Source organism: Leptospira congkakensis, assembly GCF_004770265.1.
Taxonomy (GTDB): domain Bacteria; phylum Spirochaetota; class Leptospiria; order Leptospirales; family Leptospiraceae; genus Leptospira_A; species Leptospira_A congkakensis.
The window spans coordinates 43,293-67,405 of the sequence record NZ_RQGQ01000013.1 but is presented as its reverse complement, the minus strand read 5'-3'; the positions used below and the strand labels follow the sequence as shown (position 1 = coordinate 67,405).

At 39.0% G+C, this 24,113-nt stretch carries 24 protein-coding genes and 1 riboswitch; of the genes, 14 read left to right on the top strand and 10 right to left on the bottom strand.

Going from position 1 to position 24,113, the window contains the following annotated elements; genetic code table 11:
- The first annotated feature begins 298 nt into the window (after window positions 1-298).
- The 4 genes from EHQ70_RS09105 to EHQ70_RS09090 all read left to right on the top strand — a co-directional run bounded on the left by EHQ70_RS09105 (window position 299) and on the right by EHQ70_RS09090 (window position 2,553).
- Entirely contained in the window at window positions 299-535 is a 237-nt protein-coding gene (locus EHQ70_RS09105) for a type II toxin-antitoxin system Phd/YefM family antitoxin (RefSeq protein WP_135585644.1), read from the top strand.
- Complete coding sequence (locus EHQ70_RS09100; protein WP_135585642.1) at window positions 535-936, top strand: type II toxin-antitoxin system VapC family toxin; 402 nt, start codon at window positions 535-537, stop codon at window positions 934-936. Before EHQ70_RS09105 ends, EHQ70_RS09100 begins: the two co-directional genes overlap by 1 nt.
- Before the next feature lie 25 nt (window positions 937-961).
- The gene (locus EHQ70_RS09095) at window positions 962-1,429 is read left to right on the top strand and encodes a DUF1801 domain-containing protein (protein WP_135585640.1); all 468 of its coding nucleotides are present in this window, start codon (window positions 962-964) and stop codon (window positions 1,427-1,429) included.
- A 104-nt stretch (window positions 1,430-1,533) separates the two neighbouring features.
- Window positions 1,534-2,553 carry an alpha/beta hydrolase gene (locus EHQ70_RS09090; RefSeq protein WP_135585638.1) on the top strand — a complete coding sequence of 340 codons (1,020 nt, stop codon included), beginning with the start codon at window positions 1,534-1,536 and terminating at the stop codon, window positions 2,551-2,553.
- A gap of 35 nt (window positions 2,554-2,588) precedes the next feature.
- Here the strand turns inward: EHQ70_RS09090 and EHQ70_RS09085 are convergent, their stop codons facing one another.
- Window positions 2,589-3,023 (bottom strand): SRPBCC family protein, encoded by a 435-nt coding sequence (locus EHQ70_RS09085; protein ID WP_135585636.1) that lies wholly within the window; start codon window positions 3,021-3,023, stop codon window positions 2,589-2,591.
- Between the two features lie 103 nt (window positions 3,024-3,126).
- Window positions 3,127-4,095 carry an LA_2444/LA_4059 family outer membrane protein gene (locus EHQ70_RS09080; RefSeq protein ID WP_135585634.1) on the bottom strand — a complete coding sequence of 323 codons (969 nt, stop codon included), beginning with the start codon at window positions 4,093-4,095 and terminating at the stop codon, window positions 3,127-3,129.
- A 151-nt stretch (window positions 4,096-4,246) separates the two neighbouring features.
- Here EHQ70_RS09080 and EHQ70_RS09075 point away from each other — a divergent pair, with 151 nt between their 5' ends.
- On the top strand, window positions 4,247-5,860 hold the full coding sequence (locus tag EHQ70_RS09075) for a fumarate hydratase (protein ID WP_135585632.1): 1,614 nt from the start codon (window positions 4,247-4,249) through the stop codon (window positions 5,858-5,860).
- A 19-nt stretch (window positions 5,861-5,879) separates the two neighbouring features.
- Here the strand turns inward: EHQ70_RS09075 and EHQ70_RS09070 are convergent, their stop codons facing one another.
- Window positions 5,880-7,364: a hypothetical protein gene (locus EHQ70_RS09070; RefSeq protein ID WP_135585631.1), complete on the bottom strand. Its 1,485-nt coding sequence runs from the start codon at window positions 7,362-7,364 to the stop codon at window positions 5,880-5,882.
- A 118-nt stretch (window positions 7,365-7,482) separates the two neighbouring features.
- On the opposite strand from EHQ70_RS09070, the gene EHQ70_RS09065 reads away from it, so the two are divergent.
- Window positions 7,483-7,875 (top strand): SRPBCC domain-containing protein, encoded by a 393-nt coding sequence (locus EHQ70_RS09065; protein WP_135585629.1) that lies wholly within the window; start codon window positions 7,483-7,485, stop codon window positions 7,873-7,875.
- 116 nt (window positions 7,876-7,991) lie between these two features.
- Here the strand turns inward: EHQ70_RS09065 and EHQ70_RS09060 are convergent, their stop codons facing one another.
- The 3 genes from EHQ70_RS09060 to EHQ70_RS09050 all read right to left on the bottom strand — a co-directional run bounded on the left by EHQ70_RS09060 (window position 7,992) and on the right by EHQ70_RS09050 (window position 12,183).
- Window positions 7,992-10,034 carry a cation:proton antiporter gene (locus tag EHQ70_RS09060; RefSeq protein WP_135585627.1) on the bottom strand — a complete coding sequence of 681 codons (2,043 nt, stop codon included), beginning with the start codon at window positions 10,032-10,034 and terminating at the stop codon, window positions 7,992-7,994.
- Between the two features lie 39 nt (window positions 10,035-10,073).
- A riboswitch (cyclic di-AMP (ydaO/yuaA leader) is annotated at window positions 10,074-10,197 on the bottom strand.
- A gap of 117 nt (window positions 10,198-10,314) precedes the next feature.
- Window positions 10,315-11,706 carry a class II fumarate hydratase gene (gene fumC, locus EHQ70_RS09055; protein WP_135585655.1) on the bottom strand — a complete coding sequence of 464 codons (1,392 nt, stop codon included), beginning with the start codon at window positions 11,704-11,706 and terminating at the stop codon, window positions 10,315-10,317.
- A gap of 144 nt (window positions 11,707-11,850) precedes the next feature.
- Complete coding sequence (locus tag EHQ70_RS09050; protein ID WP_208729526.1) at window positions 11,851-12,183, bottom strand: hypothetical protein; 333 nt, start codon at window positions 12,181-12,183, stop codon at window positions 11,851-11,853.
- A gap of 136 nt (window positions 12,184-12,319) precedes the next feature.
- On the opposite strand from EHQ70_RS09050, the gene EHQ70_RS09045 reads away from it, so the two are divergent.
- Window positions 12,320-12,772, top strand: coding sequence for an ATP-binding protein (locus EHQ70_RS09045; protein WP_135585623.1), 453 nt, complete (start codon window positions 12,320-12,322; stop codon window positions 12,770-12,772).
- Window positions 12,773-12,913: 141 nt separating this feature from the next.
- On the opposite strand, the gene EHQ70_RS09040 is transcribed toward EHQ70_RS09045, so the two are convergent.
- Both EHQ70_RS09040 and EHQ70_RS09035 read right to left on the bottom strand, forming a co-directional pair.
- Entirely contained in the window at window positions 12,914-13,177 is a 264-nt protein-coding gene (locus EHQ70_RS09040; protein WP_035983131.1) for an RNA recognition motif domain-containing protein, read from the bottom strand.
- A 257-nt stretch (window positions 13,178-13,434) separates the two neighbouring features.
- Window positions 13,435-13,920 carry an FKBP-type peptidyl-prolyl cis-trans isomerase gene (locus EHQ70_RS09035; RefSeq protein ID WP_135579545.1) on the bottom strand — a complete coding sequence of 162 codons (486 nt, stop codon included), beginning with the start codon at window positions 13,918-13,920 and terminating at the stop codon, window positions 13,435-13,437.
- A 99-nt stretch (window positions 13,921-14,019) separates the two neighbouring features.
- Here EHQ70_RS09035 and EHQ70_RS09030 point away from each other — a divergent pair, with 99 nt between their 5' ends.
- Entirely contained in the window at window positions 14,020-15,696 is a 1,677-nt protein-coding gene (locus EHQ70_RS09030; protein ID WP_135585621.1) for a Na/Pi cotransporter family protein, read from the top strand.
- Between the two features lie 13 nt (window positions 15,697-15,709).
- Here EHQ70_RS09030 and EHQ70_RS09025 read toward each other — a convergent pair whose 3' ends face one another.
- Together EHQ70_RS09025 and EHQ70_RS09020 are read right to left on the bottom strand one after the other, a co-directional pair.
- On the bottom strand, window positions 15,710-17,686 hold the full coding sequence (locus EHQ70_RS09025) for a 7TM diverse intracellular signaling domain-containing protein (RefSeq protein ID WP_135585619.1): 1,977 nt from the start codon (window positions 17,684-17,686) through the stop codon (window positions 15,710-15,712).
- A gap of 68 nt (window positions 17,687-17,754) precedes the next feature.
- Window positions 17,755-18,081 (bottom strand): LB_289 family protein, encoded by a 327-nt coding sequence (locus tag EHQ70_RS09020; RefSeq protein WP_135585617.1) that lies wholly within the window; start codon window positions 18,079-18,081, stop codon window positions 17,755-17,757.
- Between the two features lie 113 nt (window positions 18,082-18,194).
- On the opposite strand from EHQ70_RS09020, the gene EHQ70_RS09015 reads away from it, so the two are divergent.
- The 6 genes from EHQ70_RS09015 (at window position 18,195) to ccrA (ending at window position 24,012) form a co-directional block, all read left to right on the top strand.
- Window positions 18,195-18,671: an LIC_11090 family protein gene (locus tag EHQ70_RS09015; RefSeq protein ID WP_425270028.1), complete on the top strand. Its 477-nt coding sequence runs from the start codon at window positions 18,195-18,197 to the stop codon at window positions 18,669-18,671.
- Window positions 18,672-18,738: 67 nt separating this feature from the next.
- On the top strand, window positions 18,739-19,656 hold the full coding sequence (locus tag EHQ70_RS09010; protein WP_135585613.1) for an MbnP family copper-binding protein: 918 nt from the start codon (window positions 18,739-18,741) through the stop codon (window positions 19,654-19,656).
- Window positions 19,657-19,698: 42 nt separating this feature from the next.
- The gene (locus EHQ70_RS09005; protein ID WP_135585611.1) at window positions 19,699-20,898 is read left to right on the top strand and encodes an MbnH family di-heme enzyme; all 1,200 of its coding nucleotides are present in this window, start codon (window positions 19,699-19,701) and stop codon (window positions 20,896-20,898) included.
- The gene (locus EHQ70_RS09000) at window positions 20,898-21,791 is read left to right on the top strand and encodes a hypothetical protein (protein WP_135585609.1); all 894 of its coding nucleotides are present in this window, start codon (window positions 20,898-20,900) and stop codon (window positions 21,789-21,791) included. The genes EHQ70_RS09005 and EHQ70_RS09000 overlap by 1 nt, the downstream gene beginning before the upstream one ends.
- Window positions 21,788-22,699 (top strand): LIC11086 family outer membrane transporter, encoded by a 912-nt coding sequence (locus tag EHQ70_RS08995; RefSeq protein WP_135585607.1) that lies wholly within the window; start codon window positions 21,788-21,790, stop codon window positions 22,697-22,699. The genes EHQ70_RS09000 and EHQ70_RS08995 overlap by 4 nt, the downstream gene beginning before the upstream one ends.
- Window positions 22,700-22,764: 65 nt before the next feature.
- A complete protein-coding gene (ccrA, locus tag EHQ70_RS08990; RefSeq protein ID WP_135585605.1) occupies window positions 22,765-24,012 on the top strand; it encodes a crotonyl-CoA carboxylase/reductase in 1,248 nt (415 codons plus the stop codon).
- Window positions 24,013-24,113: the final 101 nt, after the last annotated feature.

Below are 24,113 nucleotides of genomic sequence, written 5' to 3'. Positions count from 1 at the left end.
GCCTCTTCTTTCGCGATTCATATTGCTCCTTCGCGAAGGCTTTATTTTAATGTCCAATTATTTGGGGGAATACCAATCCTTCGGATTTCCGCTTCTATCGCTGGCGCAGGAATATTTATCATTTTGATGACCGAGCGCGGTTGAATGCTAAGCAAACTTGGACACTAACGGCAGCAGATTTTGAAAACGCAGACTAATAAAAGAGAGAAACCATGTTCTGCGAAATGGAAAATAATTTCGAATAGAGCAGCAATTACTATCTTGACAACTTGTCAACTTACATTAAAATAAAAGTGTTATGAAATCTTATTCCGTTGGTAAACTGAAATCACATTTTTCGGAAGTTCTTGAGTCCGTTAAAAAAGGTGAAAAAGTTGGAATTCTTTTTGGCAAAAATAAGAATACAATCGCTATGATCGTTCCGATTCATCCAAAAACCGCTGCTAATAGAAAAATTGGTCTACTTGATGGGAAAGTCAAAATATCTTTTGATAAAGATTTTTCTATTACGGAAGAAGAATTCTTAAATATCTAATGGCATACCTTTTAGATACTCACGCCTTACTTTGGGTAATTGGAGATTCAAAACAATTAAGTAAAAAAGTTTCTTCCATCGTTAAAGATCAAAACAATCAAATTTTAGTTAGCACAATTTCATTATGGGAAATTTCTTTAAAATTCAGGCTCGGTAAACTAAAGCTCTCAGGACTTAAACCAGAAGATATCCCGCACCTTCTCGAAAAATTAAATATTAACATCATTGAACTAAACCAGGACGAAGCTTCTACTTACCATAATTTGAGGGAAGATTTTCACAAAGATCCTTTTAATCGAATGCTTATATGGCAATGTTTATCAAGAAAATTCATTTTTATCTCGAAAGATTTAGAAATAAAAAAATACAAAATATCTGGTTTAAAAACTATTTGGTCTTAATTCCAAACAAAGTTTATTCAATACCATGCCAAACACTGCTTTCGAATACATCCAATCCTTACCAGAAGATCGAAGGGAATCATTTTCCAAACTCCGAGACATCGTTAAAAAGAATCTCCCCAAAGGTTTTGAGGAAACCATCCAATACAAAATGATTGGGTTTGTTGTGCCTAAAAAAACGTATCCTGCAGGTTATCATGTAACCCCGGAACTAGCACTTCCTTTTATCCATATTGCATCTCAAAAGAATGGACTCGCCCTCTATCATATGGGAATTTACGCAGATGAGAAATTACTAAAATGGTTCCAAACCGAATATCCAAAACATTGTAAAACCAAATTGGATATGGGGAAAAGTTGTATCCGATTTAAAAAGTTAGAAGACATGCCTTGGAAACTGATTGGAGAGCTTGTATCAAAGATAGGCCCCAAGGATTGGATTCAGATTTATGAAAAAAATCTGCCAAAGAAAGTAACTTCTAAAAAAAGTTAGGCATTATCAACTTTCAAACTTTATCTCTCTGTTTGTTTGGTATTTCAAGGTATGGCGATTAACCTGTAGTTGACATATCATTTTAATTTTCAAAACTCATACTTATGAAATCCTTACTTAGACTATTTAGTTTATTTGTTTTTTGTCATTTGGTTTCCTGTGTTTCCTCCGTCGAAAAACCAGACAGCTATAGTAAAATTTCCCATTGGCATAGATACCAACACTTCCTTCCAGATTATTTAAGGTTTAAAAAGAACAATTTACCAAAAGAAGAATTTATCACCATTATGGATTATCAAGTTCATGTGGATCGATACACAAAAAAAGATGCCGACTGCAAAATCATTCTCATCCACGGAGGTGGGGGAAATGGTAGGATCCTTGGAAGTATTGCTGTTGGACTGGAGTCACTTGGTTGTGAATGGGTGGCTCCCGACTTACCAGGATTTGGTCTTACAAAAATCCCATCTGATAAAAGATATGTTCCTTATGAAGATTGGGTTCTGGTATTAAATGAATTCATTCAAAAAGAAAAACAGAAAAACCAAAAATTGATTTTATTTGGACTCAGTATCGGCGGAATGCTCGCTTATCAAGCCGCTGCTTACAATGGTGAGGTGGATGGGTTGATTGTAACAACTCTTGTTGATCCCAGAAATCCAAAAGTGCGAGATGCGATTGCTTCCAATTGGTTTTTCAGTCGAGTGGGAATGCCAATCAATTCTGTTTTCTCTTTTGTGACCAATGGAATGTATTTTCCCATCAAATGGTTTAGCAAAATGCAATACATTACAAACGATCCAAGTTTTTCAAAAGTATTTGCAGAAGACCCTTATGCTGGTGGCTCCAAAGTAAGTTTGGGTTTTTTAAATACATTTTTGAACTATAGTCCTAAGTTAGAGCCTGAAAAATTTCAAGTATGTCCCGTACTACTAGCGCACCCAAACATTGACCCGTGGACCCCAAAGGAGTTAAGCAAATCTTTCTTTGATCGAATCCCATCTAAGAAAGAATATGTAGAACTTACAGGAGCAGGACATTTTCCCTATGAAGAACCAGGAGTTACTGAGTTAAAGGAATCGATCACAAATTTTGTTGGTCAGTTGAGATCGAAAAACGAATAAAATAGAAAACATTTATAAGCGCAAATACAAATGGATCAAAGAGATTCTGTAAACTGTTTGAAACTTTGCAAATGTTGGAGGGATTGTTTTCGAAACATTGGTTGTAAAAGTAGAGAAAACCATTTCATCGGTGCTTTCATACGAAATTCTTGAACGGAAGTATAACGAGTGAGATTGGGAGAAAGGGCTTCAAATTGGTTTTGCACTAAATTCCAAATCCCACTGATTTCGTAAGTTCCAGAAAATTCTTTCGGTAGATTCTTTACGGTAATGGTTTCTTCCATTTCCATTTTACGGCCATTGTGATTGAAAGTCAGTTTGGATTTGGCACCTGGTTGGCCGGGGGTTCCTGAGATGGGTTCAAAGGATACAAGTCCTTTCATCCATCGTTTTAAATTTTCCGGATCATCAAATGTTTGGATCACAAAGTCGAGTGGTTTATTAATATCGATGGAAACCGTGAATTTCATAGTTCAGAGATTGTATAACTCTTCTGTTTCTAAGTCAAGTAGGGAACAAAATCCCGTTGACTTTGTTTGGAAGTTGAAAACTGGAAATGTCATTTAAGATCCCCTAAAAACTCACCATCATTCCTAAATACATTCCTCGGAGTGTATCAAAGTTTTCTGATTTTTGGGGACGATTCATTTCCCAAACTCCTGCGAGAGAAGGATTTTGGGATCCTAAATTTTCTGTACTCCGGCTGATTTGAATTTCGTTGTAGTTTAAATAAGAGAACTTGGAAACAATCATATTGTAACCCACAAAGAATTTCATATTGGGATGAAAGGAATAGGAAAGAGAACCATCCAATTCATAACCGCGAAAGATTCCTCCAGTGCCAGCTGTGGACAATGAATATTGGAATCTGTCTTCCATTAGATTTGGTTGTTTGAAAAATCGAGTACCTTGTGTATAAAATACATCCATTGTTAGGTGAAGTGCAAAATCTTGGTTCAGTTGGTAGATAGTTTGGATAGAGGCTTGTTGGCCGTAAGTAAAAAAGTATTCTTTGAAGGTTCCTTGGCCTAAATAATTTCCGTAAAGATAGCGGTTGATATTACGAACCCCACCTCCCAGATTCAATTTCCAATCTTTGTTAAGTAAAAATGTTTGGTAAAGGTTCAGTTCAAACTCAGAGCGAGCCGTTGGAGAAAGATAAAATCGAGATAGGTTTCCTCCTTGATTCGATTGTTGGTACAGTAAGGTGTTTGCATTTACGATTTCAATTTCAAAATAAGAGAGTTCCAGTTTGAATCCCTTTTCTAAGTTTTCGTAACTGAACACAAAGGGAATGAGAACCTTTCCATTTTCTTTCAGAGCCGAACTGGAACGTGTGGGGAGAATGGATTCGTTTTTATCAGTGAGAGAACTGTATTCATAAGGAAGGTATTGGTAGGTTTGTCTTTTTAAGAGCAAACTCCATTCCGATTTTTTGCTGTTTCCTTCTGGTACGGGCCTTTCTGTTTCCCGACCTTCACCTTCAGCAAAAATCATAGAAGAGACAGAAACAAGGAATATGTAGATTAGGTTCTGTTTCATTTTCCCTTGTTATAAACTGATTTTTGGAAATGGAAACGATTTTTTCCTTTTGGACATTTGTATTCTTCTGGGTGTTTCCAACAGTCCCTGCAAAAATTCATTTACGAAAGGAGGAATCCCTTGAAATTAGAAGTTATAAATAGAGGTTACCATGCCAGAGTTTTTTTACGCCGATCCTTTTCCTTTAAACGGGGACACCACCGAATACAAATTGTTAACAAAAGATTATGTGAGTACAGTTCCCTTTGGTGATAAAGAAATTCTAAAAGTGGAACCGGAAGGACTTACCTTCCTGGCTGAAAAGGCAATGGAAGATGTATCTTTTTATTTAAGAACAGCACATCTTACAAAAGTTCGTAAAATTTTAGATGATCCTGAAGCAACACCAAATGATCGTTTTGTGGCAATGGCCTTACTCAAAAATGCCGTAATCGCTGCAGACAAACAACTTCCCTCCTGCCAAGATACAGGAACAGGGATTGTGATGGCAAAAAAAGGCGAGTATGTGATCACCGGTGGCGATGATGCGGAGGCACTTTCGCGTGGAATTTATAATACTTATGTAAATCGAAACTTACGTTATTCGCAAGTGGTTCCTCTCACTATGTATGACGAGGTCAACTCAGGTTCCAATTTGCCAGCACAGATTGATATTTATTCCACTCCTGGCGACAAATACAGTTTTTTATTTTTGGCAAAAGGAGGCGGGTCGGCTAACAAAACCTATCTTTTCCAAGAAACAAAAGCACTTCTCAATCCGGCTTCTCTCGAAAAATTCATTACGGAAAAAGTATCCAACTTAGGAACAGCGGCTTGTCCTCCTTACCACATTGCAGTTGTGATTGGGGGAACATCTGCAGAGGCCAATTTAAAAACCGTAAAACTAGCGTCAGCTGGGTATTTGGATCATTTGCCAACGAAAGGTGATAAATTTGGTTCTGCGTTCCGAGATGTGGAACTCGAAGAAAAGATGTTAGTTGCGGCTCAAAAATCAGGAATCGGAGCTCAGTTCGGTGGAAAGTATTTGGCTCATGATTTTAAAGTCATCCGACTTCCTCGCCATGGAGCATCTTGTCCTGTGGGACTTGGTGTGAGTTGCAGTGCCGATCGTAACATCAAAGCAAAAATTACCAAAGACGGAATCTATTTAGAAAAACTAGAATACGATCCTTCTAAGTTTTTACCAACCATTGATGAAGTGGATTCTAATACAGAATCGGTTCATATCAATCTCAACCAACCAATGCCTGAAATTCTAAAAGTTCTCACTAAGTATCCTGTAAAAACACGTGTCATGTTGTCTGGTCGCCTTGTTGTGGCTCGTGACATTGCTCATGCGAAGTTAAAGGAAAAATTGGATAAGGGTGAACCTCTTCCTGATTATTTCAAAAACCATCCTGTGTATTATGCGGGCCCTGCCAAAACTCCAGAAGGAATGCCATCGGGATCCTTTGGTCCAACCACAGCTGGTCGTATGGATAGTTACGTTCCTCTTTTCCAAGAGAAAGGTTACTCTATGATTTCTCTTGCCAAAGGAAATCGTTCCAAAGTAGTCACTGATAGTTGCAAAAAGAACGGTGGTTTTTATCTCGGATCCATCGGAGGACCAGCAGCCCTTCTTGCAAAAGAAAATATCAAAAAGGTAGAAGTCCTCGATTTTCCAGAGTTAGGTATGGAAGCCGTATGGTCGATTGATGTGGAAAACTTTCCTGCCTTTATTGTGGTGGATGACAAAGGAAATGACTTTTTCCAAATGTTGAATTGAAAAAAAATTTATAAAAGGTTCAAAAAGACGGAGAAAACACGCTGTGGTAGGAGTTAAACACTCCTCCCACTCCTGAACCTGCCCCAAAAGGAATGATGGCACCATCTACGTTTATCGGTGAGTAGGCGGTGGCAAAGATTTTTCCGCAGACCAGGCATCCCGAAGTTAAAAATACACCTGGTCTTGGTTGACTTGCAAGCTTTGTGAAGTTAGTTGCACTGATTTTCACGATACTTGCGTTCTCTGCCGCCCCGCCCCCACTTCCGTTAAATGCAATTAACTCGTTATCATTTTTTTTGACTAGTTCATATGTTTTTGCAATATCTCCTAATCCAAAAGTAAAACTAGAGTATAGAAGAGCACCACTAGCATTCACTGAATAGAATAAACTTGCATAATTTGTCGGAGTTGTTTCTGGATGACCTAACCCGAGTGTGATTATGTTTACATTGAAATTATTGGCAAAAACAAGAGAGGAATCAGAGAGAGCGACCATAGGAAAAAAAGGTGTGTCTTCTGGGGCTCCACTAGATGTTCCAAAATAGCGATGCCATTCATAATTTAAGTTAGAAGCTAATTTAACGATGAGAGCATTGTTAAATGATCCAGTATATGTATTTAATCCATTTGGATACAAACTAAAAGTATTTAAAACGCTAGCTTGTAAGTAGTAACCTCCGTTATTCGGAATGGAAACAAATTTTCTTGGCCTAAAACTACTGAGAGGTGTAGGTACTTCATAGTATCTTATACTAATTGGGTCCCCCGAATAAGAAATTTTCATGAGAAACCAATCGTTATTTGAGGGAGCGGCTGTAAGTATGGTTCCTGGATTTGCAAGCGCAGTATCTGCATTTCCAAAAAGCAAAATACCTGATTGGTCTTCCGTATCTATCATATCCACCAAATGTAAATCGGATGTAGCAGTGGTTCCGTTATTTAAATAAGTGAACCATTCTAGATTTCCGTTTGGATTCATTTTACCTAAAATTATATTGCTGCTTGAGTCTGGGGTTCCAACAAATGAGCGTTTGGGGCCAGGTAATGAAGTGGGAGTGGATGCAAAAAAATAGATTCCTCCATTTTTTGTATGAAGGATACCAATGGGCCTGTCTGACTTTCGACCTAAGTATTTAATCCATTCCTTTCCACCTTGTTTATTTTTTTTTGATAGAATCAAATTCTGGGAATTCCCAACGGTTCCTTGAAAAGAAGTGATTCCATCTGCTCCAGCGACCAATTGATTTGTCTGTCCAATCACATAAGAGTTTTGACTGGAATCAAGGACAGATCTCAAACCAACCATGATACCAGAACCGATCGATTCCATAAATGATATATAGTTTGAAACACCTACACATGGATCACAGAATCCTTTTCCTAAAGCACACAAAACAAGGTTCTGCGACACATAAGAGTTTGAGAATGGGTCACCAGAATTATTAAGATCTGCTGGTTTGCAGGAGAGAAATAGAAAGAGGAGTAGGGCAATTAATAATTTCATGACTAATAGAGTTTATCAGAGCGGTTTTGCGATGCCAATAATTTATTTTTCAGAAAAACCAGAAAACCGTATTGAAAGTGTAGAATAGGATTTGGAAATTCATACAAGGTAATCCAAGATGTGTAAAACGATTAAACAAAAAGTAAAATTCAGGGCTGCTCCCACAACGATCTATCAGTACATCGCAGATTCAAAGAAAGTCTCTGCTTTGACTGGTGAAACGGCGACGATCAGCAAACGTATCGGCGGTAACTTTTCTGCTCTGTCTGGAAAAGTTACCGGCATCATTGTGGATCTTAAACCCTCAAAACGAATTGTCCAGGCCTGGAGACGAAACGATTTTCCCGAGGGAATTTTTTCTATGGCTACTTTTACGTTAAAAGAAACTTCTGAAGGTGGAACTGAGCTCGTACTCACTCATCGTGGTGTGCCGAAAGAACTCATCGATGATGTAGAAGAAGGTTGGCGCCAAAATTATTGGGATAAAATTCGGAATGTGATCAAAACTTAAGTTTAAGAGAATCGAACCAAGGAAAGGAATACTTCCCTTGGAGCGGATCATCTTAGATTTTTCATTTCACATTTCACTTGAGAAAACCAAAGGAAATGGATTAAAATTGAAAACGTTTAACTTCGTTTTTTACCCAAAATCAAATAGTTCTTTTTCAGAAATTCGAAGTCTTTCTCTGTGTTCCAATCTCTAACAAATACATGATGATTTGGATCAAAATGATCCCCATCTTGCCATTGTTTGAATAAACTTGGATCTCCTCCCAAACTATTGATGATGGAAACAGCACCTTCTGAATCAGATTCCATAAAAATTTTATTTAATGATTCGAGTCCTTTGTTTACGAATACTGCCACCGAACAATTTGAAGATTTAATGATCTTTTTAATTGGACCTTTATTGATTTCTTTCCATGATTCTACGTTAGGTGACCCTAAAATCAAAAGGTCTGGGTTGTATTCATTTATCTGTTCCCATAAAGCAGTTTCAAAATTTTCTGAAGAGGAAAATTGAAAGTCCACAGGGATCCCTTCATTTGCGGAAATAAACCTAATGTTTTCGAAGAGAATGGACATTTCATACTGAGATTGTTCAATGTCAAAATTATAGTTTTGGTTCACATGGAAGGTTCTGAACTTTGCGTTTGGAAAAATTTTATAACAAAGTTTTACCAAGTCAATTCCTGTTTTGGGTCTGGCAAAGGCGATCAAAATTTTGGGATGAATACCTTGGCCTGAGTTTTCCAAAACAGGAACAACATCAGGAATACTTTTCTTTTTGAAAAGTCTCTGCACCAAATTGATGGCTGGACCACTCATTGCTGTCGTTACCAAAGCCATAATCACCATAATGGTGAATAATTCTGGCCCGATGATTCCCATTTCTAATCCGATGTTTAAAACGATTAGTTCCATAAGTCCTCGTGTATTCATCAGAATACCGATGATGAGGGAATCCTTCCATGTTTCTCCCAAAAACCTTGCGGAAATGGTACTGCCACCTAACTTTCCAAAAATGGCAACAAACAGAATTAATAAACAAATCAAAAATAAATTTGGATCTGATAAAAGACCAATTTGAGTTTTTAAACCAGAGTATGCGAAAAATAAAGGTAGGAGAAAGATTACACTTACATCTTGGAATTTATTAATGATGATTTTTCTGATTTTATGATTTGCTGGGATCGTAGAACCAGCGATAAATGCTCCAAACAATGAGTGAATGCCCATTGATTCCGTAAATAAGGATGAAAAAGTGAGCCAAATAAAAAGAAAAAATACGATATAGTTTGGTAGAAAATCTATATTTTCTAATTTTGAAAGACTACTCGCAAACCTTGTTCTAACATATTTGAATGCTAGATAAAGAAAGAGGACCACTCCAAAAAAACAAAGCAGAACCCCAGACATTGAATCGGAAGAAGTGAGTCCTAAAATCAAAGCCAAAATCAGCCATGCCGTGACATCATCCGCTGCGGCACATGTGATTGCGAGAACTCCCGATCTCTCAGTGTTTAATTTTTTTTCCTGAATGATTCGCGCTAACACAGGGAAAGCGGTGATCGACATAGAAATTCCCAAAAAGAGACTGAATGATAGAAAGGAAACTTTTTCTGGTGCTAGTGTTTCAAATAAAAATAAAGAAGAAATCACACCGAGTAAAAAGGGAAACATGATCGATACATGGCTGATGACAACAGCGGTATGTAAACTTCCATGTAAATTTTTCCAGTCGGTCTCTAGCCCGATGAGAAACATGAAAAAAATCAAACCCACTTGGCTGAGTAATTTCAAGGAACCCATGGAAGATGCAGGGAAGATCATCTCGGAAAATTCTGGTGCCAACATACCAAGTAGTGAAGGGCCGAGTACCAAACCTCCCGTGATTTCTCCGATTACGCTCGGAATCCTGATTAACGAAAACAAAAACGAAAAGATTTTGCATGTAACAAGGATTAGTAGGATTTGCAGAAGCAATCGCCCGAAGGGAGATTTTAAATGAGCCACAAAGCCAACTAAGAAGTGAGAAAAATTGATTTCTAGGCTCAAAGGATTCAAACCGTGATTGAGTGGGAAATACAACTTACCGAGGTAAAAAACGAAAGCGAGTGCGCCGAAAAAAATGGCTACCGCTAGGGTATAAAATAGTGAGGACTTCATAAACTTCCTTCCTTACAAAAAATAGTTTGTGGAAGGTTGTTTACCTTCCCTCAAAGTCTCCGAGGTTAGCTGTCGGGCTAGGATTGAGAGATATCCTCTGCAATAGCAGTACGCCCCAAAATTTGGTTCCCCCGTCTCTATAAGAGCTAGACAAGGCCAAATAAAAAGAATTGGTTAAAAAAGTCAATCACTTTATTATGGAAGATATGTATCATTTATTGTAAGTCATTATATTATGATATACTAATTTATTGTTTTATTTGATCTTTAAGGGCAAAAACTACTCTTGAGGAGAGATCATCTCTTCCGGTTTCACCCATTCGTCAAATTCTTCTCCAGTGAGGATTCCTAGTTTGATTCCTGCTTCTTTCAAAGTAGAATTTTCTTTATGAGCTGTTTTCGCAATCTTTGCTGCCTTGTCATAACCAATATATGGATTGAGTGCGGTCACAAGCATCAGCGAACGATTCAAATTTTGGTTTATGGTTTCGAGGTTCGGTTCAATTCCTCTTACGCAATGTTCTTCAAAAGAGACGCTTGCATCCGCTAACAGTCGTATGGAATTTAAGACATTAAAAATAATCAGTGGTTTGAACACATTCAGTTCAAAATTGCCGGAAGATCCTCCTAGATTCACGGCCACATCATTTCCAATGACCTGAGCGGCAACCATAGTCATGGCTTCCGATTGTGTGGGATTGACCTTTCCTGGCATAATGGAAGAGCCTGGTTCATTTTCGGGAATGGAGATTTCTCCAATCCCAGAGCGTGGGCCAGAGGCCAACCAACGAATGTCGTTTGCAATTTTCATCAGAGAACAGGCAATAGTTTTTAAAACTCCACTGACTTCGACTAACGAATCATGGGCAGCAAGTGCTTCAAACTTGTTCTCTGCAGTGATAAAAGAAAGTCCTGTTTCTTTAGCAATTGCCGCCGCTGCTCCCGCTGCAAAATCAGGATGGGTATTGAGTCCTGTTCCCACAGCCGTTCCGCCAAGTGCCAATCGGTAAACAGATGGTAACACCCGTTTGATTCTATCTATGGAATAGGAGAGTTGTTGTACATAACCTGAAAATTCCTGACCGAGAGTGAGTGGTGTGGCATCTTGTAAATGGGTTCGGCCAATTTTAATGATCTTGCCAAACTCTTTTGATTTTTTTTCGAAGGTATCGTGAAGTGTTTGTAAGGCGGGAATGAGTTTGTGAACCAATTGTTCGGCACAGGCAATGTGCATGGCTGTCGGAAAGGTATCGTTGGAACTTTGGGCTTTGTTAACATCATCATTGGGATGGATGGGTTTTTTGGAACCCATAACTCCATCTGCCATTTCGATGGCACGATTGGAAATGACTTCATTCACATTCATATTGGTTTGTGTTCCCGATCCGGTTTGCCATATGGCAAGAGGAAAGTGATCATCTAAAGTTCCGACAATGACTTCTTCTGCCGCTTTGACGATGAGTTCCGTTTTTTCTAGAGATAAGATACCTAACTCTTTGTTTGTTAATGCTGCGCACTTTTTTAAAATTCCAAGAGCTCGAATCATTTCTCTTGGAAATCTATCATTGCCGATATGGAAGTGGTGGAGGGAACGTTCTGTTTGTGCACCCCAATAACGAGAGCTTTCTACTTCAATTTCACCCATAGAGTCGGTTTCGATTCGTTTCTCCATCATATTCCGTCCTAGATCCAATTTACATCAATTGTCTTCTTTATGTAGACAGAGTTAGATTTGAGAATAGAAAAAGAAAAAGGTAAGAATGAAAAATTGAGACCCTCCCGTGTTAGAATCTACGGGAGGGTGTGGTTTAGAAAATTAAAACGGTTGGTAGAAAGCGAGGTAAGCCGCAGCTAAACCTAAAAGAGGAAATACAAACCAAAGGATTTTGGCAAATTTTTCTTTTTTGGAAGCCATTGCTAAAAGTCCACCAAACGCAAGCCAGATGACGATTTTTAAAATCACCCAAACTGGAAGTGCGGAATGAGAAATTCCTCGAAACTTCATAAGGCCAAATCCGGCAACGATGATGAGTAGGAGGGCTACTCCATGAGTGATGGCCGCCACAGTTTTGAATTTGTTCTCCGATTTTTTTCCCCCATTGACTGTGTAGAGAGTGATTCCCCCGAGAGATAAAAATAAAAGATACATTCCGAAAATATGGATGAGTTTATAAGCTTCGTATGACACAAAAGTCTCCTTGTTTCTGTTCTATTCTTTCAGATAGAATCATTCCAGGCGAGATTTTTCTCTTTCCCTAAGGTGAAAAAGAACTAGGATTTAGAAAATGGAATCTAAGAAATCAGAAGATTTGAGAACCGATCTCAGTAACATCGATACAAACAAAACATTACTTGCTTTAAGAGGAATTCCTGGTTCCGGAAAAACCAGTTTGGCAAAAGCCCTTTCTCTTACGAATGGAGCCCCTATCTTTTCGATTGATTCTTATTTTGAAAATGAAGTTGGTGATTATCATTTTGATTATCAAAAAAATCATTTAGCGTACAAAGACTGCGAATCCAAAACAAAACAAGCTCTCGAACATGGTGTTCCTTTTGTGATTGTAGACAATACATTTACTTTAGATTGGGAACTTTCACCTTACACTCAATTGGCGAAAGAATTTGGATATAGACTTCATGTTGTGACTGTGGAGAATCGGCATGGCGGAAAAAATATACATCAAATTCCAGAAGAACAAATCGAGAAGATGAAAGCGAAATACCAGTTGGTTTTGTAGAGGGTAAGTGAAAGAGTGAAAGGAAAAGGGATTTATTTAAAAAAGGATTTGTATTAGTTCTTTTTATTTTTCAAAAACGAATTGGGCAAAAAAACCGCCGCATAACCTTTAGTTAAGCGACGGCCTTTCAGCAAACTTGGATTATCTCCAGTTGTTTGTTTTAGGTTTTGCGATGTTTACTTTCATCTCACGGTTAAGAATGTTCTTTCCGTTAAGTTCTTTAATTGCGTTATCAGCTTCTTTTCCATCTTTCATTTCGATGAATCCGAAACCTTTAGAACGGCCAGAATACTGGTCAGTGATGATTTTTGCAGAAGTTACTGCTCCGTGTGCTCCGAAAAGCTCACTGAGTTTACCTTCAGTCATATCGTAAGAGAGGTTGCCAACGTAAATGTTTACTGACATAGTTTTTGTCCTGTTTGTTAAAGTTGACTCGGGAATTCTAGATTTACAATCGTCGGAACCCTAAATAGGGATTTTGGGTAAGAACTCCAGAAAAATGCAGGGAAAAACTTAGGAAAGCTACCAGCGTGCAAGCTTGAAAGGACTACTTCGGCGGTGAAAATCAACAATACTCTGAATCTTCTGTCAGTGTAATTACCCTTTCTAAAAAAAGCAATCTGAAAGAAGACCCAGAGAGAAAATTACGAAAAAAGAGAATTCTAGTGGTGGTGGTGTCCGCCTGGACCGTGCACGTGACCGTGTTGCAATTCTTCTTCCGTTGCTTCGCGAATGGACTTAATTGTAACCGCAAAGTGGAGTGTTTCTCCAGCTAACGGGTGATTGCCGTTCAAAATGACATCTGCATCACGAACTTCTTGTAAGTATAGAACCATTCTACCTTCGGGAGTGTCCGTTTGGAATTCCATTCCCACTTCTAACTCTGCTTCCGCAGGAAGTTCCGTTTTGGGAACTTGAAAGATCAGAGCTTCGTTATATGTCCCATAACCATCTTCAGGTGGTACAGTTACATTTTTAGAATCTCCGTTCACTAATCCTTCTAGTTCTTTTTCCAAACCGGGAATGATATTTTGCCAGCCGTGGAGGTATAATAGTGGTTCGTCTGATTGGTCCAGAGTTTCTCCCTGGGCGTTCTTTAGGTGATAGGAAAATCCTACAACCATTCCTTTGCTGATGGTTTTTGACATATTGGTTACAAAGTACCAACGGAAAAAAATACTGCAACCGAATAAAAGGTTGGTACCAAATTGTAATCAAAGAAATTAAACCTTGGAAATATTACATCTATGAATTGGTCACTACTTATTCAAGTTTTAGGTGGGCTCGGGATTTTCATCTACGGGATGAAATTACTAAGTGAGTCCTTACAACGCGTGGCGGGAGATCGGCTTCGTTCCTTTCTTTCGTCTATGACGAGAAACAGAGTCTCTGCTGTTTTCAGCGGACTATTTATTACATCTACAATACAATCCAGTTCGGCAACCACCGTTCTAGTGGTTGGATTTGTCAATGCTGGTTTAATTTCACTCGCACAAGCCATCGGTGTCATCATGGGGGCCAATATTGGAACCACCATCACTGCATGGATTGTATCTTTTTTAGGATTTAAGTTCAACATTGCATCGTTTGCTTTACCGGCAGTTGCTCTTGGAGTGATCTTAAATTTTTCTAGAAAGGAAAGTAGATCCGGTTGGGGAAGTTTCCTCATTGGGTTTGGATTTTTGTTTTTAGGATTGGATTATTTAAAAAGTTCCGTTCCCGATAGTGCAAAAGATCCGGATAGTTTTTTCTTTTTGCAACAGTATACAAATATGGGATTCAACACCATATTGTTGTTTGTTCTCATTGGAGCTTTGTTAACAATTGTTATCCAATCTTCTTCTGCTTCCACAACGATCACCATCACTCTTGCATTCTCAGGTTACATCCCAATCGATGCAGCATACGGTATGATCCTTGGTGAAAACATTGGAACTACCATCACTGCAAACCTTGCGGCCATCCCGGGGAATCGAAATGCTAAAAAAGCAGCGCTTGCCCACACATTATTCAATGTGTTTGGGGTGATATGGGCACTTATATTCTTTAAACTTTTCACAGGAATTGTAGATGACTTAGTTCCTGGTGACCCACTCACAGATAAAGAATCAACTAGATTCCATATCTCTTTATTCCACACAATGTTCAACATCACGAACACTTTAATCCTTATTTGGTTTGTGAATACAATCTCCAAAGTGGTGAGTGCGATTGTGGATGGACTTGCATCCAAAACAGGAAAAGACAAAGATTCCATTCGACTTTTGCAAGCTGGTGCTGTGAAAACAACAGAACTTGCGATGGTGGAACTTGTTGAGTTCACAAAAAAAATCATTCGCGATACATACGATTTCCTTCGTTTGACAGAACAGATTTTATTACAACCTTACGATGCCACTCGTGTCCTTCAGGTACTAAAAAAAGAAGAAGAGTTAGACCAAGTTCGAACAGAAGTTTTGACTTACCTAAACCAAATCCAAGAGACCGGTGTGACTGGTAACTATGCGAAAGATGTTTTGGGTATTATGGAACGAGTGAAGGCTGTGGAAGAAATGGGTGATAACTTTGCATCCATTGCTAGAAAAATGAGAAAATCACACCGTCAAAAAGTATCCCTGGACAAAACGTTCGGTCATACTGTAAAAGACCAAATTGATTTACTCAAACACCACTACGACATTCTACTTGTGAACTTGGACCAAAGTGAAACTTTCGATATCCTTGGTAACCCGCAGATTCGTAACCAAAGTCGTGAATACCGATTCCAAATGATTCGTTCTGTGAAAAAGAATGATTCTAAAGTGAAGAAGAAAAAGTATCAGAAAAAAGACAATCTGTTACCAGCTCTTCTTTATCGTGATATTTCTCGTAATTTGGACAATATTTCCCGACTATTGAATGCGGCAATTTATGCGGACGTTTAGTCCGCATTTTCTGTTAAGTAATTTCAAATAGAATAAATGTTATATCATCGTCTGCGGGACCTTCTTTGTTCCGTAGGCGAATGTGTTCATCTATCCCACCATACAAAGATTCTACGGATTCAGCTTTTCTAACCAGTAACCAACGCAGTAATTCCTCTTCTCCCGAGTCGCCGTTTTCCCACAAATCCCAAATTCCATCGGTAAATAATAAAATTTTATCACCTGTTGTTAGTTTGTGAGTTTCTTCTGGATATTGGACATCTTTTGAAAATCCAATGAGTTTTCCTTTGGGTCGGATCACTTCAATGGATGTAGAACTTTCGTTAAACTTGTATAAGGCGGGATGTCCTGCATTTGAGACCTTCAACAATTTCAAATCCAAGTCGATAAAAAGGGCACTCGCAGTGAGAAATTGATTTTTATAATTACCAACAAGGGAAACATTGATACTTTCCAAAACCTTTCCAGGTTTGTTGGCAAAAGCCAAGGTTTGCATATAGGCAATTTTTAACATGGCGGCTTCGATCGCAGCTGGTACACCGTGACCGGTTACATCCGCAATCAAACAACAGATTTGATGTTTGCCAAATACGGTGAGATCATAAAAATCCCCACCCACCAAAGAAGCCGGAAAATATCCAGTTTTGATCACAAGGCCAGGAAATTTGGGTAGGATTTGGGGGAGTGTGGACTCTTGTAGTTTTTGGGCTAATTTGAGTTCTTTGCCATAAGCAATTAACTTTTGTTTGTTGATTTCTGCTTTGAGTTGGATTTTGTCTTTTTCTTTGCGAACCACGGAGATTCTGTCGCCAAGTCCAAAGGCCATCAGTAAAACTTCGATCGCCATACCTACTTGGAATGAATTTTCTGTGAAGGTATTTACCGGAAAAATTCCCATATATTTGAGAACCGTTGCGAGGCCACCCACTATCACCATCAAGTATCCATAAAAATAAAATCTAGCCGGTGGAAATTTTTTGATAAAAGCAACGTAATAAGAAACAAATAAAGCAAAGAATGCGAGTAAAAAAGAAAAAATATCTCCTGTTTGGTTCATAAGTCGGTAAGGTAAAAAAGGCAAAAGGCATAAACAAACAAGAGGAAGGATCATTAACCCCAAATACCATTTGCGAATGAGTGGAGCATTGGTTTTTAAGTTCATAAAAGTGATACTTAGAGGAAAACAGGTGAGTAAAAATAAAATGTATAAAAGGTTGTGTGTATCATATACAAATTCAGGAGAATTTGGGAAAAATAAAACAGGCAACAATCCTTGTAAAGAAAGTTGAAATAAGATTGTCGAAATAAACAAATACAATACATAAAAGATATATGCTTTATCGCGAACCATAAAATATACAAATAGATTGTATATGGTCATAACACCAACGATTCCGAAATAAATTCCTTGCAGTAAGGTATCTAAAGAAGCAAAACTGTTGAATTTTTTTTCCTCAGCAATCATAAGAGGAACGGACATCGAACTATCTGTTTTTACACCGATAAAAAAAGTTACTGTTTCACTAGGTAACAAATCGTTAACAAAACTAAAACCTCGGTAATCCCTATCTCTATACCCAAAAGGAAATAACCTTCCTTGTTGGTTTTTTGTAACTTCGCCTGATTCTCGTAATGCGAAAAATTTAACATCATCTAATAGTGGGTATTTGATATAGGTGACGACTCGTTTGTAATCATTTTCATCATTGTGAATGACAAAACAAAACCAATACTGTTTGTCTGTGTTTCCAAAATTCGGGATCACCCCTTTAGAATTTTGCAAAGGTAAAGTCTGAAATAAGTTCGAAACTTCGCTAACAGAATGGATGGAAGTGTTCTGTGTGAAATAAACTAAATGATCAGAAAGATCATAAGGATTGCCCTTGGTGGAAGAAAAAGGAACCGGACTTATTTGAGGACAAGTTTTTGGGTCAGCGGATAGGTTCGTATAGAAGAGACATAACAGAATGAAGGTGAATGTCTGTTTCATACAGGAAGGTCACAGTATAAGACGAAGACCTTCCCTTGTAAATCTGTTTGTCTGAGAAAAAAAAGGAATTAAGCTGTGACTGCAGGAATTCCTGCTAGGATGCGAAGGGAGTCGTAAGCCTTTTCTTTTTGTTCTACTTTTGTTTTGTTCACAGCCTTGCGGATGATCACGTCCCATTGTTTTTCTGGGTGTTCCATTTTCATGTTTTCCAGAAGTTCTAGAATGTTTTCATCATCGGATGCATTGAAAATTTCATCCGAATCATAACGAAACATTCCAAAAAGGGAGTCGATATAATCACCTACGCTCATGGCTTCTTTTTCGCCAGGTTGGATTTTTTTCTTTTCTGCTTTTCGCAGTTCTCTTTCCCTGCGTTCTAGTTCCGTGCGTTTCATCTGATGGCCTCTAGCTCGTTTGCGTTGGTTCCAAGACCATGTTTTCAAAGGGCAGGAGAGGGGACACTAAATTTGTCCAAAAATGGCTCGATTTTTGGGTTGGGTGGCCAATCATGGGGTGGATGCTCTGCAAACGGTGGATTGCCGGTAGTCTGGCCTTGTTCCTTTGCACCCAATTCTTATTTTTAGGGAGTGGGTTACTGGGGTATTGTGTCGAATCCGCATCAAAAATCTGCCAATGCAACCATGGATCCAAGAAGGAAAAACATGGGAATGCAGAAGATAAACTTTTTTCTGACGATCGTGTAACATCCATTTCTTTAACTCATTCTCATGAACACCAAAAGGGCTCCGAAGAGACACTCAAACCGAGTTGCCATGATGCAAAATCTGGTGAGGCACATCTTTGTTCTTGCAAAAAACAAAAAAAAGATGCCCTTACTTTACGTTCACACCACCAAACCATGGATAAACCAAGTTTAACATTTGGTTTAGAGACACCTTCTGTTTTTTCTTATACAATTAATGAACCCGCATCAACTCTTCTCGATGGAAGGGTTCCTTCTCTATTACGTCCACCTCGTATCTAAGATTCTAATTTAAAATGCCAATCTTTCGGCAATTATGAAAGATAGATTAGAAAAATAGGATATTATAATGAATTCATATAAATTGATAGTTTTGATTCTCTTCGCATTCCTTTCGGTTTTTGGATGTGAGATTTTGACTGGGAAAAAGGAAGAAAATACCAACTTACTCGCCGGGTTGGTTGTGTTAAGTTCTCTAAATACAGAAATTCCTTTTGAAATCGTCGCAGCAGGTAAACCTGGGGTGAAGTGTGGGGCAGAAGTTAGTTCTGTCGCAGGTGTTAGTGTTTCTGGGAGTGATGGTCTATATATTAAAGATGCAAGATTTTACGTCCATGATGTAAAATATGTACTAAGTGATGGCACTACTGTCGATGCAACTTTAGTTCCCGATGGGAAATGGCAAACTTCTTCTGTGGTCTTACTTGACTTCGAAGATGGAACAAGTGACTGTTCGGCGGAAGGCACGGCAGAAACAAATAAAATCATCCGCACAACAAGAGCTCCTGGAAATGTAATAGGACTCGAGTTTAAGGTTGGAGTTCCCTATAGTTTAAACCATATGACGGAAACAACTGTATCGGCTCCGTTCAATGTAACGAAGATGCAGTGGAGTTGGCTCAGTGGGTTTATCTTCATGAAATTTGATTGGAAGACAACAGATTCTGGTTCTACGGTAGCATCTACATTCCATTTAGGGAGTGCCAGTTGTACGGGAACTGCTCCTGCGGTTACCTGCTCACTTCCCAATAGGTCTACAATTCGCGTGACTTCCGCCCAAGGGGGAGGTTGGATTCCGTCAGCAAATCCAGTTTATTTCGACGTCCAAAAATTGTTAGATACCACCAACACCAAATCTGCTGCGATTGGAATGTGTATGCCTGGAAATGCCAATGCAGAGTGTGCTAAGGTTATGACTCGGACTGGACTTATTTCTGCATCGGGTGCGAGTTCTGGAACTCACGCTGCTTTCTATTTAAAACCGTAACAGGATGATTCTTTGGGGGTATGATCCCCCAAAGGAGGGATTATGAATCGAATTTATATATTTTTACTTTTTGTTTTTCAATTCCATTGCGCATTCTTACTGGATGGATTGAATCCTGATAAAAATGACAACAATAAGAATCTATTGCTCTTATTGTTTGTCTCTCCCGCTGGCTATAATTGGAATTTACCTCCAGGATTTCCAACACCTATTGTTCCCAGCGTCAATCCAATGAGTGAAGCGAAGGTGGAACTTGGTAAGTTTTTGTTTTATGACCGCGCTCTTTCTCGAGATCAATCCATGTCTTGTTCGAGTTGCCATATTCAAGAATTTGCATTTGCTGATGCAAAGGATTTTCCGGCTGGGATCACAGGGGAAATTCATCCAAGAAATTCCCAGCATCTTTCCAATGTGGCTTACCACACTCGTCTGACATGGAGTAATCCTTTGATGACTAATTTGGAAATACAATCTCGAGTGCCAATGTTCGGTGCAACACCAGTGGAACTTGGATTACAGAATAATGATTTTGTGAATCGATTGAATGCAAATCCGATTTATCCTCCTATGTTTCAACGTGCTTTTGGTGAGGCATCAGCAAACGAACAAAATGTACGATTTGCTCTAGCAAGTTTTCAGAGGACAATGATTTCTGGAAATTCAAAGTTTGATCAATATAATTTTCGAAATAATCGAGCTGCTCTCAATGCATCGGAAGTTCTTGGTATGAACTTATTTAACGGGGAAAAGGCTGAATGTTTTCATTGCCATGGTGGGTTTAATTTCACTGATACCGCTTTTCATGGAAATTCCGGTTCTCAAGAATTCTTCTATCATAGTAATGGCCTCCACTCGGATACATACTATGCTCCTCTTTCGAATGATAAAAAAGGATTATTCGATGTTACGGGGAATACGGCAGATATTGGAAAGTTTCGAGCACCTTCTTTGCGAAACATAGGTGTTACTTATCCTTATATGCATGATGGAACTTTTATGTGTGACAATGCAGAAAATCCAAATATCACTATTGGCAAAACAAAGAGAGATTGTGCAAAAAATGCATTAACGAAAGTTATACAACACTACGAATCAGGTGGACAAACTCCTAGTGCAAAGGATCCGAATCTGATTCGTGTTTTTGTGCTTACCGCTACGGAAAGAGAAAACATGGTTAACTTTCTATTGGCCCTAACGGATGAAGAGTTTTTAACCAATCCTAAGTTTGCGAGTCCCTTTTGATGAAAGAACGAATCTATCGGCTAGGTTTCTTTCCAATTTTCTCCCTATTCATCACTCACTGCACCTTTGGTTCGGTGGGTGACAGTAATAAAGAAAAATTGACGATCCTTCAGAACCTAATCTTTTTTAACAACAACCAAACTTTGGCCGTGGGAACCAATCTTCGCAGTTATGATGACCAAGCGGATGATAACATAAACCAATTTAGTTTAACCAGTAATGCTGTGGTTTACAATATGACGATTCAAAGTACCACTTATATCAATTGGGAAACTGGTAGTTATCGAATCAATCCACCAAACCAAGTATTAGGTGTATCGACCACTAGTTCGGAAAGAAGTTCCACAGCAACCGCCAAAACACATACCCCATATACTGTGCCCTTGGATTTGCCAGCCGATGATTTGTATGGAAAAACTTATCCTTTTTTATCTGCCTCCACTGTGTCCAACATCACTCAGTACAACAGCACAATGGAAACGGGTGCTAGTTTTCTTTATCCGAATACAAGGATTTCGAATATGCCATTGGGAGTTGTGGCAGTTGCGAATGTAAGTTGGGAAGAAATTTACATTCGGATGGATGTGGGAGGAAAAGATGTGACGATTCTACTTCCGCAAGGAAATAAATCCATCACTCCTAAATGTAAGATCCCGATTAAACTGGGTCGGTCTGGCAATATAGAAATTCTAATTTCGTTATCTTCACTTTTCCAAGATCGGACAGTGTCTGGATCACCACTCCGATTTTTACAACAATTGTCACTTGTGGCCGGGCCCGTGGTCATTTCCAAAGTTTCCAATGTTAATTTATACAATATCCTTCTTCAGAATCTCCAAGCAGAAGATATCGTTTTTAGTTTTCCTGGTTGTTTCCCTGGAGTGGAACGATGAAACAAAGTTTTTTAGTATTTATATTTTTTCTGTTTTCCTTTTCTTCAATTCATTCGCATCACACTGGTTCGTCGGATAGTCCGAATGCAACTGCAAGATTTGTGGATCCATTTACCGGAAAGAGGGAAAAACCAACCAATTATCTGGTAATGACTCAGGATTATTACCAATCCACACGTGAGAACAGTCACCTTTTCACAACCACTGCCTTTGCGGAGATGAATTTTTTTGATGGAAGGTTTGCGCTCAATGCTTCTGTTCCTTGGAACTATTACCAACAACGAGGGAGAGAGGATGCGGCAAGAATTGGAAAAACTTATCTTGGTTTTAAATACCAACCATTCTTTGATTTGGACAAACCGTACTTTTTTGTGATTGAAGGTTCGGTTGGATTTCCTAGTGGACCTGATACCGATCGGTTTACTGGTGGAAATTATTATACAGGTTCTGGATTTATCAAACTAGGATATTTGTATGAGAAGTGGTCCTTTGTGACGAAGATCGGTGGATTAAATCCTCTTTCTCGTCCACAACCAAACAACTTACAAGACAATGATGGGATTCCTTATTATGCTCGTAAACCTTCTGCTTCTCCACCGGAACCAGAATATGAATTCAAAAAAACCACTCTCATTTCTGCTTATGTGACGTATTATTTGATGCCAGAGATTTCCCTTTTTACAGGACTCTTGTATCGTAATCCGTACAATGGTGTGGACTATTCCAAAGAAAAAGACAAAGCAAATCCTTCTTATTTTACGGAAGCAAGCACTGGATTTTCTTGGAATTTTTCTGAAAAATACAATATGAGTGTGGCTTATCGTTATCCATTACAAAGGGATCGTGAGTATCGACTCTATCAATCTGCCTGGACATTTGCCTTCTCTATGGAGTGGGGAAGCGATTGACAATTGATGCCTTTTTTAAAACGTTCTAAGAAACTCTATAAATTTTTAATCGTAAAAGGTAATCTATGAGCAACGTAGAAATCGTACCAGTAGGGGAACTCCCTCCTATTGGAGTTGTGCCCAAAAAAATGCACGCGCAGGTCATTCGCCCGGAACGTTACGGCGAACCGAAAACTTCTTTCCAATCAGAAGTCATTGATGTTCCGGAGATCGGTCCGAACGAAGTTCTCGTAGCCACTATGGCTGCTGGAGTCAACTATAACAACGTTTGGGCAGCCCTTGGATATCCAGTTGATGTGATCGCAGCTCGTAATAAAAAAGGCGAACCAGAAAAATTCCACATTGGTGGATCTGATGCTTCCGGTATTGTTTACAAAGTCGGAGCTGAAGTTAAAAATGTGAAAGTGGGTGACGAAGTTGTTGTCCATTGTGCGATGTGGGATCCAAAAGATCCGTGGGTTCTTTCTGGAAAAGATCCAATGTATGCACCTTCTCAAATCATTTGGGGATATGAATCCAATTGGGGTTCCTTTGCACAATTCTGCAAAGTTCAAGACCATCAGTGTCTTCCTCGTCCACAACACCTAACATGGGAAGCATCCGCTGCTTATATGTTAGTTGCTGCAACCGCATACAGAATGTTACACCACTGGAAACCAAACGATGTAAAACCAGGTGATGTTGCTTTGATTTGGGGTGGAGCCGGTGGACTTGGTGCTATGGCGATCCAAATTGTAAAAGCAGCTGGTGGGGTTCCAATCGCAGTTGTTTCTTCTGATGACAAAATTGATTTTTGTAAAAACTTAGGTGCTGCTGGCGTGATCAACCGTAACAAGTTTAAACATTGGGGTGGACTCACTTCTGATATCAACAAACCAGAAGCTTTTGTTGAGTGGACCAAACAAGCTCGTGAATTTGGAAAAGCGATTTGGGACATTGCTGGTAAAGGTAAAAACCCTCAAATCGTATTTGAACATCCAGGTGAGACTACACTTCCTACTTCCGTATTTGTTTGTGAAACAGGTGGTATGGTTGTGATTTGTGCAGGAACTACTGGTTTCAATGCAACAGCTGACTTACGTTATCTGTGGATGAGACAAAAACGTCTGCAAGGTTCTCACTTCGCAAACGACGACAACTGTCGTGACCTGAACCAACTCGTGATCGATAAAAAAGTGGATCCAGTTTTGGCAGAAACATACAGTTTCGAACAAACTGGTGAGTGCCACCAATTGATGCGCGAAAACAAACACCCATCAGGAAACATGTCAATCCTCGTTGGTGCAAAAACTACAGGTCTTGGAAAGAAGTAATTCTTTTCAGGTGAGTATTTAGAGTACATGTCCCCGCCCTATTTAGACTGGGTGGGGTTATCCACCCGCCACCCAATGGCTCCATCTACCATGAAACCTTC

Coding starts and splice junctions, on each gene's coding strand:
- EHQ70_RS09105 (WP_135585644.1), top strand. CDS start 299: ATGAAATCTTATTCCGTTGGTAAACTGAAATCACATTTTTCGGAAGTT.
- EHQ70_RS09100 (WP_135585642.1), top strand. CDS start 535: ATGGCATACCTTTTAGATACTCACGCCTTACTTTGGGTAATTGGAGAT.
- EHQ70_RS09095 (WP_135585640.1), top strand. CDS start 962: ATGCCAAACACTGCTTTCGAATACATCCAATCCTTACCAGAAGATCGA.
- EHQ70_RS09090 (WP_135585638.1), top strand. CDS start 1,534: ATGAAATCCTTACTTAGACTATTTAGTTTATTTGTTTTTTGTCATTTG.
- EHQ70_RS09085 (WP_135585636.1), bottom strand. CDS start 3,023: ATGAAATTCACGGTTTCCATCGATATTAATAAACCACTCGACTTTGTG.
- EHQ70_RS09080 (WP_135585634.1), bottom strand. CDS start 4,095: ATGAAACAGAACCTAATCTACATATTCCTTGTTTCTGTCTCTTCTATG.
- EHQ70_RS09075 (WP_135585632.1), top strand. CDS start 4,247: ATGCCAGAGTTTTTTTACGCCGATCCTTTTCCTTTAAACGGGGACACC.
- EHQ70_RS09070 (WP_135585631.1), bottom strand. CDS start 7,364: ATGAAATTATTAATTGCCCTACTCCTCTTTCTATTTCTCTCCTGCAAA.
- EHQ70_RS09065 (WP_135585629.1), top strand. CDS start 7,483: ATGTGTAAAACGATTAAACAAAAAGTAAAATTCAGGGCTGCTCCCACA.
- EHQ70_RS09060 (WP_135585627.1), bottom strand. CDS start 10,034: ATGAAGTCCTCACTATTTTATACCCTAGCGGTAGCCATTTTTTTCGGC.
- fumC (WP_135585655.1), bottom strand. CDS start 11,706: ATGGAGAAACGAATCGAAACCGACTCTATGGGTGAAATTGAAGTAGAA.
- EHQ70_RS09050 (WP_208729526.1), bottom strand. CDS start 12,183: ATGTATCTTTTATTTTTATCTCTCGGGGGAATCACTCTCTACACAGTC.
- EHQ70_RS09045 (WP_135585623.1), top strand. CDS start 12,320: ATGGAATCTAAGAAATCAGAAGATTTGAGAACCGATCTCAGTAACATC.
- EHQ70_RS09040 (WP_035983131.1), bottom strand. CDS start 13,177: ATGTCAGTAAACATTTACGTTGGCAACCTCTCTTACGATATGACTGAA.
- EHQ70_RS09035 (WP_135579545.1), bottom strand. CDS start 13,920: ATGTCAAAAACCATCAGCAAAGGAATGGTTGTAGGATTTTCCTATCAC.
- EHQ70_RS09030 (WP_135585621.1), top strand. CDS start 14,020: ATGAATTGGTCACTACTTATTCAAGTTTTAGGTGGGCTCGGGATTTTC.
- EHQ70_RS09025 (WP_135585619.1), bottom strand. CDS start 17,686: ATGAAACAGACATTCACCTTCATTCTGTTATGTCTCTTCTATACGAAC.
- EHQ70_RS09020 (WP_135585617.1), bottom strand. CDS start 18,081: ATGAAACGCACGGAACTAGAACGCAGGGAAAGAGAACTGCGAAAAGCA.
- EHQ70_RS09015 (WP_425270028.1), top strand. CDS start 18,195: ATGGGGTGGATGCTCTGCAAACGGTGGATTGCCGGTAGTCTGGCCTTG.
- EHQ70_RS09010 (WP_135585613.1), top strand. CDS start 18,739: ATGAATTCATATAAATTGATAGTTTTGATTCTCTTCGCATTCCTTTCG.
- EHQ70_RS09005 (WP_135585611.1), top strand. CDS start 19,699: ATGAATCGAATTTATATATTTTTACTTTTTGTTTTTCAATTCCATTGC.
- EHQ70_RS09000 (WP_135585609.1), top strand. CDS start 20,898: ATGAAAGAACGAATCTATCGGCTAGGTTTCTTTCCAATTTTCTCCCTA.
- EHQ70_RS08995 (WP_135585607.1), top strand. CDS start 21,788: ATGAAACAAAGTTTTTTAGTATTTATATTTTTTCTGTTTTCCTTTTCT.
- ccrA (WP_135585605.1), top strand. CDS start 22,765: ATGAGCAACGTAGAAATCGTACCAGTAGGGGAACTCCCTCCTATTGGA.